The 10716-nt window shown below is 48.5% G+C and carries 11 protein-coding genes; 7 read left to right on the forward strand and 4 right to left on the reverse strand.

The genetic code is table 11. The features are described 5' to 3' along the window. The 3 genes from leuB to leuL form a co-directional block, all read right to left on the reverse strand. On the reverse strand, positions 1-1092 hold the full coding sequence (gene leuB, locus OH663_RS09140) for a 3-isopropylmalate dehydrogenase (protein ID WP_045439760.1): 1092 nt from the start codon (positions 1090-1092) through the stop codon (positions 1-3). Continuing rightward, positions 1092-2663: a 2-isopropylmalate synthase gene (gene leuA / locus OH663_RS09145; RefSeq protein ID WP_200011445.1), complete on the reverse strand. Its 1572-nt coding sequence runs from the start codon at positions 2661-2663 to the stop codon at positions 1092-1094. The genes leuB and leuA overlap by 1 nt, the downstream gene beginning before the upstream one ends. A 90-nt stretch (positions 2664-2753) precedes the next feature. Next, a complete protein-coding gene (gene leuL / locus OH663_RS09150; RefSeq protein WP_049002746.1) occupies positions 2754-2840 on the reverse strand; it encodes a leu operon leader peptide in 87 nt (28 codons plus the stop codon). A gap of 651 nt (positions 2841-3491) precedes the next feature. On the opposite strand from leuL, the gene leuO reads away from it, so the two are divergent. After that, complete coding sequence (gene leuO / locus OH663_RS09155) at positions 3492-4439, forward strand: transcriptional regulator LeuO (protein ID WP_045439772.1); 948 nt, start codon at positions 3492-3494, stop codon at positions 4437-4439. 211 nt (positions 4440-4650) lie between these two features. On the opposite strand, the gene OH663_RS09160 is transcribed toward leuO, so the two are convergent. Continuing rightward, entirely contained in the window at positions 4651-4872 is a 222-nt protein-coding gene (locus tag OH663_RS09160) for a hypothetical protein (RefSeq protein WP_200011446.1), read from the reverse strand. A gap of 63 nt (positions 4873-4935) precedes the next feature. Between OH663_RS09160 and ilvI the strand changes: the two genes are divergently transcribed. From ilvI to ftsL, 6 genes are all read left to right on the forward strand, one after another. After that, complete coding sequence (gene ilvI / locus OH663_RS09165) at positions 4936-6660, forward strand: acetolactate synthase 3 large subunit (RefSeq protein WP_071828890.1); 1725 nt, start codon at positions 4936-4938, stop codon at positions 6658-6660. Positions 6661-6662: 2 nt separating this feature from the next. Next, the gene (ilvN, locus tag OH663_RS09170) at positions 6663-7154 is read left to right on the forward strand and encodes an acetolactate synthase small subunit (protein ID WP_003829566.1); all 492 of its coding nucleotides are present in this window, start codon (positions 6663-6665) and stop codon (positions 7152-7154) included. 180 nt (positions 7155-7334) lie between these two features. Continuing rightward, entirely contained in the window at positions 7335-8339 is a 1005-nt protein-coding gene (cra, locus tag OH663_RS09175) for a catabolite repressor/activator (protein WP_045439785.1), read from the forward strand. A 611-nt stretch (positions 8340-8950) separates the two neighbouring features. After that, complete coding sequence (gene mraZ / locus OH663_RS09180) at positions 8951-9409, forward strand: division/cell wall cluster transcriptional repressor MraZ (protein ID WP_045439788.1); 459 nt, start codon at positions 8951-8953, stop codon at positions 9407-9409. Between the two features lies 1 nt (position 9410). After that, the gene (gene rsmH / locus OH663_RS09185) at positions 9411-10352 is read left to right on the forward strand and encodes a 16S rRNA (cytosine(1402)-N(4))-methyltransferase RsmH (RefSeq protein ID WP_045439790.1); all 942 of its coding nucleotides are present in this window, start codon (positions 9411-9413) and stop codon (positions 10350-10352) included. Next, positions 10349-10714: a cell division protein FtsL gene (ftsL, locus tag OH663_RS09190; RefSeq protein ID WP_000625651.1), complete on the forward strand. Its 366-nt coding sequence runs from the start codon at positions 10349-10351 to the stop codon at positions 10712-10714. Before rsmH ends, ftsL begins: the two co-directional genes overlap by 4 nt. Positions 10715-10716: the final 2 nt, after the last annotated feature.

A 10716-nucleotide genomic window follows, 5' to 3' on the forward strand; every position in this document is an offset into this window, starting at 1 on the left:
TTACACCCCTTCTGCGATGTAACGAGCGATGATATCGCCCATTTCATCGGTACTGACTGCGGCTGCGCCACGGGCTAAGTCGCCCGTACGAATGCCTTCTTCTAATGCGCGGTTGATGGCGCTCTCAATAGCGGAGGCTGCATCATTGGCATCCAGGCTGTAGCGTAACAGCAGCGCCAGAGACAGGATCTGGGCAATTGGGTTAGCGATATTTTTCCCGGCAATATCCGGAGCGGAGCCGCCAGCGGGTTCGTACAGGCCAAAGCCCAGCTCATTGAGGCTGGCAGAGGGCAGCATGCCCATTGAGCCGGTGATCATGGCGCACTCATCAGACAGAATGTCGCCAAACAGGTTTGAGCACAACAGCACGTCGAACTGGGATGGGTCTTTGATTAACTGCATCGTGGCGTTATCGATGTACATATGAGCCAGTTCAACGTCCGGGTATTCATTAGCGATTTCATTGACGATTTCGCGCCACAAAATAGAGGTTTGCAGCACGTTAGCTTTATCAATCGACGTCACTTTACGACGGCGCTGGCGTGCAGACTCAAAGGCGATGCGCGCGATGCGTTCAATCTCAAAACGGTGATACACCTCGGTATCAAAGGCTTTCTCATGTTGGCCGCTGCCTTCACGACCTTTTGGCTGACCGAAGTAGATGCCTCCGGTCAGTTCGCGTACGCACAGGATGTCGAAACCGTTGGCGGCGATGTCGGCGCGCAGCGGGCAAAATGCTTCGAGTCCCTGATACAGCTTAGCCGGACGCAGATTGCTGAATAATTTGAAGTGTTTACGTAATGGCAGTAAAGCACCGCGTTCAGGCTGCTGGTTTGGCGGCAGGTTTTCCCATTTCGGGCCACCAACGGAGCCAAACAGAATGGCATCGGCTTGCTCACAACCTTCAACCGTAGCGGGTGGCAGCGGTTGACCGTGGTTATCGATGGCGGCTCCGCCTACGTCATAGTGGCTGGTGGTAATGCGCATATTAAAACGCGTCCGAATTGCTTCCAGTACCTTCAGGGCTTGCGCCATCACTTCCGGGCCAATACCGTCACCCGGTAAAACAGCAATATGATAATTCTTCGACATCACACGGTTTCCTTATTGTTCTCGTTGTTCTGAGCTTTGCGTTGCAATTCTTTTTCGACTTCTTCGGCGCGCCAGATATTGTTCAGCACATGTACCATCGCTTTTGCGGAAGATTCGACGATATCTGTTGCCAGACCGACGCCATGGAAGCGGCGCCCGTTATAGTTAGCGACAATATCTACCTGACCCAGCGCATCTTTACCGTGGCCTTTCGCGGTCAGGCTGTATTTCACCAGTTCAACGTTGTAATCGGTAATACGGTTGATGGCTTGATAAATGGCATCGACCGGCCCGTTGCCGTTGGCTGCTTCGGCTTTGACTTCTTCGCCACAGACCAGCTTGACGGAGGCGGTAGCGATATCATTAGAACCTGACTGCACGCTGAAATAATCCAGACGGAAATGTTCTGGTTCTTCCTGCTGTTTGTTAATGAAGGCCAGGGCTTCCAGGTCGTAATCGAATACCTGACCTTTTTTATCCGCCAGTTTCAGGAATGCGTCGTACAGATTATCCAGACTGTATTCACTCTCTTTGTAACCCATCTCATCCATACGGTGTTTTACGGCGGCACGTCCGGAACGGGAAGTCAGGTTCAACTGCACCTGATTCAAACCGATGGATTCCGGGGTCATGATTTCGTAGTTTTCACGGTTTTTCAGCACGCCGTCCTGATGAATGCCTGAGGAGTGGGCAAAAGCGCCACTGCCAACAATCGCTTTGTTTGCCGGAATCGGCATATTACAGATTTGGCTGACCATCTGACTGGTACGCCAGATCTCCTGGTGATTGATGCGGGTCTGTACATTCAGGATATCTTTGCGGACTTTGATCGCCATGATGACTTCTTCCAGCGAGCAGTTACCAGCACGTTCACCGATACCGTTCATTGCCCCTTCTACCTGACGAGCCCCCGCATGCACTGCCGCCAGCGCATTACCGACACCCAGACCTAAATCGTCATGGGTGTGTACAGATATGATCGCTTTGTCGATATTCGGTACGCGTTCATACAGACCGGAAATAATTGCCCCAAATTCGAAAGGCATGGTGTAACCGACGGTATCGGGGATATTGATGGTTCTGGCTCCCGCATTAATAGCCGCTTCCACCACGCGAGCCAGATCAGCGATAGGGGTTCGGCCAGCGTCTTCGCACGAGAATTCAACGTCATCCGTGTAATTACGAGCGCGTTTAACCATATAGATAGCCCGCTCAATAACTTCATCCAGCGTACTGCGCAGCTTGGTCGCAATATGCATAGGTGAGGTGGCAATAAACGTATGAATACGGAAAGCCTCTGCCACTTTCAGGGATTCAGCCGCGACGTCGATATCTTTTTCTACACAGCGGGCTAATGCGCAAACGCGGCTGCTTTTAACCTGACGGGCGATGGTTTGTACTGATTCAAAGTCACCCGGCGACGAAACAGGGAAACCCACTTCCATCACGTCAACGCCCATACGCTCGAGAGCCAGAGCAATCTGCAGTTTTTCTTTTACACTCAGGCTTGCCTGTAACGCCTGTTCACCATCGCGTAAGGTGGTATCGAAAATAATGACTTGCTGGCTCATGGTTTAGGTCCTTGGTGTTTAGGGCGCCTTGCTTCGAGCATAAAAAAACCCGCGCAACGGCGCGGGTTTTTTGTCTTAACTGGAGCTGACTTAATGCTGAATGTCGTTCACCAGTCTACCGCGCAACGAAGATGCGTTTAGTAGTAGTAGACCGTTAAAACGAGCAATGTAAGTCATCAATCAGGCTCCAGGCGAATGCGATATGCTTTTAGTGGTACTGGATATGAAGTCTGATGTCAACCCTGCTCACTGCAAATCCCTCCGTTCAGAGAGAAATACCTCTCCATGTTTGAGCGAATTGTGCTGAATTTTTATGTTTGTATAAAATAAATCAGTATGCGGCGTACATACTTTTCATTATTTGAAATGTTTAAGCATAATTATTTTCAATTATTGTAATGGAACAGATGAAGAGGTGTGTCGGTAAAGAATTTTTTATCTTTATGATTTATCTATTTTTATAGTAACTCTGAATGGGTGTGGCAAAGGTGGTAACAAATAATTGATAAATTAATGTTAATCATTAATGTATTAAAAATATAAATATTTAATTAAATCTTAATTACGTATTCACTGTGTGTATGATTGTACATTCGTCATGCTTATGGTTATATTGTTTATGAAATTAAAACATATGAATCATCGTGCAGTGACATCTGCCACACTGCGCTCGCATTGTTTTTATGTTCATTTAGGTTAGTGCCTTTATGTTTTCCTAATTTTAATGTTTTCTCTTTTTCTCATTCTATATGTATGGTAAATCATATTATCGGAGATTATTCACTCCGTCTGGGGAAAAGGGAGTTTAGAGTGACAGTGGAGTTAATTATGCCAGAAGTAAAAATAATAGATAAATCCAATCTTATAGATATTGGGAAACCGCAGCTTCGCATGGTTGATCTTAATTTATTAACCGTCTTTGATGCGGTTATGCAAGAACAGAACATTACACGTGCTGCACATTCTCTGGGGATGTCACAACCTGCAGTCAGTAATGCAGTTGCGCGTCTGAAGGTCATGTTTAATGATGAGCTCTTTGTTCGTTATGGGCGAGGGATTCAGCCGACAGCAAGGGCTTTCCAGCTATTTGGTTCAGTTCGTCAGGCGTTACAATTGGTGCAGAATGAATTGCCAGGATCGGGGTTTGAACCTGCCATCAGCGAGCGTGTTTTCAACCTCTGCGTATGTAGCCCATTGGATAATATTCTGACATCCTTGATTTATAATCGAGTTGAGGATGTAGCGCCTAATATTAATGTCGTATTTAAATCTTCACTTAATCAAAATACAGAACACCAATTGCGCTATCAGGAAACAGAGTTTGTTATTAGTTATGAAGAATTCCGCCGGGTTGAATTCACAAGCATACCGTTGTTCAATGACGAAATGGTGCTGGTAGCGAGCAAAAAACATCCACGCATAAGTGGTCCATTATTGGAAAGTGATGTCTATAATGAGCAACATGCTGTGGTTTCTCTTGACCGCTTTGCTTCATTTAGCCAACCATGGTACGACACACCGGATAAACAATCCTGCGTTGCTTATCAGGGAATGGCATTAATAAGTGTATTGAATATTGTTTCTCAAACCCAATTGGTCTCCATTGCACCGCGCTGGTTAGCAGAAGAGTTCTCAGAGTCTTTAGACCTGCAGGTATTGCCTTTACCATTAAAATTGAACAGTCGCACATGTTATCTTTCCTGGCATGAAGCAGCAGGTCGGGATAAAGGACATAAATGGATGGAAGAATTGTTAGTTTCCGTCTGCAAGAAGTAGCATTTATATCCTTTGTTTTTCAAGCTGCTTTGTCTCCCCAGCCACATTGTTATCTATGCTGCTGGGGGAATGAGGAGGCATCTCTGTCCCTCCCCAGATGCAGTCTTTGGCTGTTTATATTCGTTTCAGACGAACGTGTCACGGGCTTGCCGCCTCAATGCGACTCGAAATCCATTGGGTATAGCAGAATAAACTCGATGTCATATCTGGTTTATTCTGCTTTTTTCTTTTTATTTGAAATTTTATGCTGAATTCCTTTTTTTACATTTATTCTGAAATGTAAAAAAATAGAGTAATCGCTGTAAGTTCCCATTTTTAAGCGATTATTTATCATTCCACTTAATTCTACTGGTTTAATTCTCCGTTTATTCGACTCTTTCCTCCGTTTTATTCTTATTCGCTGTAATGCCACCACGTCGGTGCGAATTGCCATGCGTCATCGTCAGCGGTTAATGTGTTGTTAAACCGTTATTCATTATAAGAGTGGAGGCAAGCCATGGAGATGTTGTCTGGAGCCGAGATGGTCGTCCGATCGCTCATCGACCAGGGTGTGAAGCAGGTATTCGGTTATCCCGGGGGGGCAGTCCTTGATATCTATGATGCACTACATACGGTCGGTGGAATTGATCATGTGCTGGTCCGCCATGAACAAGCTGCAGTACATATGGCCGATGGCCTGGCGCGAGCCACGGGAGAAGTGGGCGTCGTACTGGTCACTTCGGGACCAGGAGCTACCAATGCGATTACAGGAATTGCAACGGCTTATATGGACTCCATACCACTCGTGATCCTCTCCGGGCAGGTTGCAACCTCTCTGATTGGCTATGATGCCTTTCAGGAGTGCGATATGGTCGGCATATCCCGCCCGGTGGTGAAGCACAGCTTCCTCGTAAAGCAAACAGAGGACATCCCGCAGGTATTGAAAAAAGCCTTCTGGCTGGCGGCAAGCGGCCGTCCAGGTCCAGTGGTGGTGGATTTACCGAAGGATATTCTGAATCCTGCGAAGAAACTGCCTTATAGCTGGCCGGAATCGGTAAGTATGCGTTCGTATAATCCTACAACCACCGGGCATAAAGGGCAGATAAAACGCGCACTGCAAACGCTGATAGCAGCCAAAAAACCGGTAGTGTATGTTGGTGGCGGTGCAGTTAATGCGGCCTGTCACGAGCAACTGGGGCAGATTGCAGAAGCACTTAACCTGCCGGTTGTGTCTTCGTTGATGGGGTTAGGCGTGTTTCCGGCAACGCATCGTCAGGCGTTGGGCATGTTGGGAATGCACGGCACTTATGAAGCAAATATGACCATGCATCATTCTGATGTCATTTTTGCCATCGGTGTTCGTTTTGACGATCGCACGACCAATAACCTGGCAAAATATTGCCCGCATGCGACCGTGTTGCATATCGACATCGACCCTACTTCAATTTCGAAAACAGTGACGGCGGATATTCCTATTGTTGGTGATGCCCGGTTGGTGCTCGATCAGATGCTGGAGCTGCTGGCGCAGGAGAAGTCGCAGCAACCACTGGATGATAACCGTGACTGGTGGCAACAGATTGAGCAATGGCGCGCCCGTCAGTGCCTGAAATATGACACCCAAAGTGAAAGTATTAAGCCGCAGGCTGTGATTGAAACTATCTGGCAGTTAACGAAAGGGGATGCGTATGTGACCTCGGACGTTGGGCAGCATCAGATGTTTGCCGCACTTTACTACCCGTTTGATAAACCACGCCGTTGGATTAACTCCGGTGGTCTTGGCACGATGGGATTTGGTTTACCCGCAGCGTTAGGTGTCAAGATGGCGCTACCTGATGAAACGGTAGTGTGTGTGACCGGCGATGGCAGCATTCAGATGAATATCCAGGAGTTGTCGACAGCGCTGCAGTATGAACTGCCAGTGTTGGTACTCAATCTTAACAACCGCTACCTCGGTATGGTCAAACAGTGGCAGGACATGATCTACTCCGGAAGGCACTCGCAGTCTTATATGCAGTCGCTGCCTGATTTCGTCCGCCTTGCTGAAGCCTATGGGCATATTGGTATCCAGATAAACCATCCAAACGAACTGGAGAGCAAACTGGTTGAAGCGTTGGAGCATGTGCGCAACCATCGTTTGGTGTTTGTCGATGTTACCGTTGATGGCAGTGAGCATGTTTATCCAATGCAGATTCGTGGGGGCGGTATGGATGAAATGTGGTTAAGCAAAACGGAGAGGACCTGATTATGCGCCGGATATTATCGGTATTGCTGGAAAACGAGTCGGGTGCATTGTCGCGTGTGATAGGTCTCTTCGCCCAGCGCGGTTACAACATCGAAAGCCTGACAGTCGCGCCAACGGACGATCCGACCTTATCGCGGATGACGATCCAGACTGTAGGGGATGAAAAAGTCCTCGAGCAAATAGAAAAGCAACTGCACAAACTGGTGGATGTCCTGCGTGTGAGTGAACTGGGACAGGGCGCCCATGTTGAACGAGAAATCATGTTGGTGAAAATTCAGGCCAGCGGATACGGCAGGGAAGAGGTGAAGCGCAACACGGAAATTTTCCGTGGGCAAATCATTGACGTCACGCCGTCTATTTACACCGTACAACTGGCTGGCACCAGCGATAAACTGGATGCGTTCCTGGCGACATTACGTGAAGTCGCAAAGATCGTCGAGGTTGCTCGCTCAGGTGTTGTGGGTCTCTCTCGCGGCGATAAAATTATGCGCTAATCATGACCATGTTCTTAATTCGCAAGCCTGACAGTAGCGGTTGGGCTTTTTTTTGCGAAATCAGCAGTAACCAGAGACAAAAGCGGTTGCCGCAGTCATTATTCTGCGCTTAGATGTTAATAAATTTAACCCATGCCATCTCAAAGGTTATGGTTTGTACATTTTACGCAAGGGGCAATTGTGAAACTGGATGAAATCGCTCGGCTGGCCGGCGTTTCGCGAACGACTGCAAGCTACGTTATTAACGGCAAAGCAAAGCAATATCGCGTAAGCGACAAGACGGTTGAAAAAGTCATGGCAGTGGTGCGCGAGCATAATTACCACCCAAATGCTGTGGCAGCCGGGCTGCGTGCTGGACGCACACGTTCTATCGGGTTGGTGATCCCTGACCTGGAGAACACAAGTTATACCCGGATTGCAAACTACCTGGAGCGCCAGGCACGACAGCGTGGGTATCAACTGCTGATAGCCTGCTCTGAAGATCAGCCGGATAACGAAATGCGCTGTATTGAGCATCTTTTACAACGCCAGGTTGATGCCATCATTGTGTCAACGTCTTTGCCTCCTGAGCACCCGTTCTACCAGCGCTGGGCAAATAGCTCATTCCCTATCGTGGCGTTAGACCGTGCACTGGATCGTGAGCATTTCACCAGTGTTGTGGGGGCTGATCAGGATGATGCAGAAATGCTGGCTGAGGAATTACGTAAATTTCCGGCTGAAAACGTGCTCTATCTGGGGGCTCTCCCTGAATTATCCGTGAGTTTCCTGCGTGAGCAGGGTTTTCGTACTGCCTGGAAGGATGACCCGCGAGAAGTGAATTTCCTGTACGCTAACAGCTATGAGCGGGAGGCCGCCGCACAGTTGTTCGATAAATGGCTGGAAACGCACCCTATGCCTCAGGCGCTGTTTACCACTTCGTTTGCCCTGTTGCAGGGGGTGATGGACGTGACACTACGCCGCGATGGGCAATTACCGTCAGATTTAGCCATTGCTACCTTTGGCGATCATGAACTACTCGATTTCCTGCAATGTCCGGTGTTGGCAGTCGCGCAACGCCATCGTGATGTTGCCGAACGCGTACTGGAAATCGTGCTAGCCAGCCTGGATGAGCCGCGTAAGCCAAAACCAGGACTCACACGCATTAAACGTAATCTGTATCGTCGCGGTATTCTCAGCCGCAGCTAAGTCTACTCGGCTGTATGCGCCGGGAGGATACCCTTCTGGCGCTATCAAATATCAATTATCAGAAATAACCTCATTATAATTAAGAATATTCTTTAGAATTATCTGAAATTCATTTCTTAATTACCTCGATTTAAAATACTGCCGTCTGTTTTTGGGTTATTGATACGTAACGACGCGTTACTGTTGTATTATTTTGTTACATGCTTGTGTGGAATTGCCGAATTAACAAACACTTTGCTTCTTTATTGCAGATAATTCTCGTATATCTCTGTCGTATGGGGCGTACAGACCGATTAACTGGCACTGTTATCTCGCTGCATATTGTCCTAAAATGCCGCTCGCGTCGCAAACTGACACTTTATATTTTCTTTAGATGATATTGAGTTGTTTTAAACAGTGATGAGTTGTTGGATCTTTTTCTTACAAATATTCATGACGTTAATTTGCTTCGTTTGCTGTACGAAATCTGTTCAACGCTGATATTAGCCGTAAACATTGGGTTTTTTGCTCCGCTAAGCGCCGTGACTTGCTTGACAAGGTTTTCCTCCGCTCCGTAAACTCCTTTAAGTGGGAATTTGTGGGATAAAGTGGTAATCGGGGGTGAGGCTGGCATGTTCCGGGGAGCAACGTTAGTTAATCTCGACAGTAAAGGGCGCTTATCTGTGCCTACCCGTTATCGGGATCAACTGCTCGAGAGTGCTGCCGGTCAAATGGTTTGTACCATTGACATCCATCACCCGTGCCTGCTGCTGTACCCCCTGCCTGAATGGGAAATTATCGAGCAGAAGTTATCGCGCCTGTCGAGCATGAATCCGGTTGAGCGCCGCGTACAGCGCTTACTGTTAGGGCATGCCAGCGAATGTCAGATGGACAGCGCTGGTCGATTACTGATTGCCCCCATTCTGCGACAACATGCAGGGTTGACGAAAGAAGTGATGCTGGTTGGGCAGTTCAATAAGTTTGAGCTGTGGGATGAAACGACCTGGTATCAACAGGTCAGGGAAGATATCGACGCTGAGCAGTCTGTTACTGGCGCGCTGTCGGAACGATTGCAGGATTTGTCTCTATAAGATGATGGAAAATTATAAACATACAACGGTGTTGCTGGATGAAGCCGTAAACGGCCTGAATATTCGTCCAGACGGCATCTACATTGACGGGACATTTGGTCGCGGCGGTCACTCACGTTTAATTCTCTCGCAGCTCGGCGAAGAGGGACGTTTGCTGGCAATCGATCGCGATCCGCAGGCTATTGCCGTTGCCCAGACCATTAACGATCCCCGTTTCTCCATCATTCATGGACCTTTCTCTGCGCTGGCTGAATATGTAGCCGAGCGCGGACTTACCGGCAAGATCGATGGAATCCTCCTTGATCTTGGCGTGTCTTCACCGCAGCTTGACGATGCTGAACGCGGCTTTTCATTTATGCGTGACGGTCCATTAGATATGCGTATGGACCCAACACGTGGTCAGTCTGCCGCCGAGTGGCTGCAAACCGCCGATGAAGCTGATATTGCCTGGGTGATTAAAACCTTTGGTGAGGAGCGCTTTGGCAAGCGCATTGCCCGCGCCATCGTGGAGCGTAACCGCATTGAACCGATGACTCGTACTAAAGAGCTGGCGGAAGTGATTGCGGCGGCAATGCCGGTAAAAGACAAATTTAAACATCCCGCGACCCGTACCTTCCAGGCGGTGCGCATATGGGTGAACAGTGAACTGGAGGAGATAGAGCAGGCGCTAAAAAGCTCGCTCAGCGTGCTGGCACCAGGCGGTCGGCTTTCAATCATCAGTTTCCACTCGCTCGAAGACCGTATTGTGAAGCGCTTTATGCGTGAACAAAGTCGCGGTCCGCAGGTTCCGGCTGGAATACCGATGACGGAAGCGCAGATCAAAAAGTTGGGCGGCCGTGAGTTGAGAGCACTAGGCAAGTTGATGCCGGGTGAAGAAGAGGTAGCTGAAAATCCTCGTGCCCGTAGTTCAGTTCTGCGTATTGCAGAGAGGACGAACGCATGATCAGCAGAGTGACAGAAGCCCTCAGCAAAGTTAAAGGATCGATAGGAAGCAACGAGCGCCATGCCTTGCCTGGCGTGATCGGTGACGATCTTTTGCGGTTTGGGAAGCTGCCACTCTGCTTGTTCATTTGCATTATTTTGACGGCGGTCACCGTCGTAACAACAGCGCACCATACGCGCTTACTGACCGCGCAACGCGAACAACTGGTTCTGGAACGAGATGCGCTGGATATTGAATGGCGCAACCTGATCCTTGAGGAGAACGCGCTCGGCGACCATAGCCGTGTTGAACGGATCGCAACGGAAAAACTGCAAATGCAGCATGTTGATCCCTCACAAGAAAATATCGTAGTACAAAAATAAGG

Origin of the sequence: Citrobacter sp. Marseille-Q5395 (assembly GCF_947057495.1) — a bacterium.
GTDB lineage: Bacteria > Pseudomonadota > Gammaproteobacteria > Enterobacterales > Enterobacteriaceae > Citrobacter > Citrobacter murliniae.

Coding starts and splice junctions, on each gene's coding strand:
- leuO (WP_045439772.1), top strand. CDS start 3,492: ATGCCAGAAGTAAAAATAATAGATAAATCCAATCTTATAGATATTGGG.
- leuA (WP_200011445.1), bottom strand. CDS start 2,663: ATGAGCCAGCAAGTCATTATTTTCGATACCACCTTACGCGATGGTGAA.
- ilvN (WP_003829566.1), top strand. CDS start 6,663: ATGCGCCGGATATTATCGGTATTGCTGGAAAACGAGTCGGGTGCATTG.
- leuB (WP_045439760.1), bottom strand. CDS start 1,092: ATGTCGAAGAATTATCATATTGCTGTTTTACCGGGTGACGGTATTGGC.
- ftsL (WP_000625651.1), top strand. CDS start 10,349: ATGATCAGCAGAGTGACAGAAGCCCTCAGCAAAGTTAAAGGATCGATA.
- rsmH (WP_045439790.1), top strand. CDS start 9,411: ATGATGGAAAATTATAAACATACAACGGTGTTGCTGGATGAAGCCGTA.
- ilvI (WP_071828890.1), top strand. CDS start 4,936: ATGGAGATGTTGTCTGGAGCCGAGATGGTCGTCCGATCGCTCATCGAC.
- OH663_RS09160 (WP_200011446.1), bottom strand. CDS start 4,872: ATGGCAATTCGCACCGACGTGGTGGCATTACAGCGAATAAGAATAAAA.
- mraZ (WP_045439788.1), top strand. CDS start 8,951: ATGTTCCGGGGAGCAACGTTAGTTAATCTCGACAGTAAAGGGCGCTTA.
- leuL (WP_049002746.1), bottom strand. CDS start 2,840: ATGACTTACATTGCTCGTTTTAACGGTCTACTACTACTAAACGCATCT.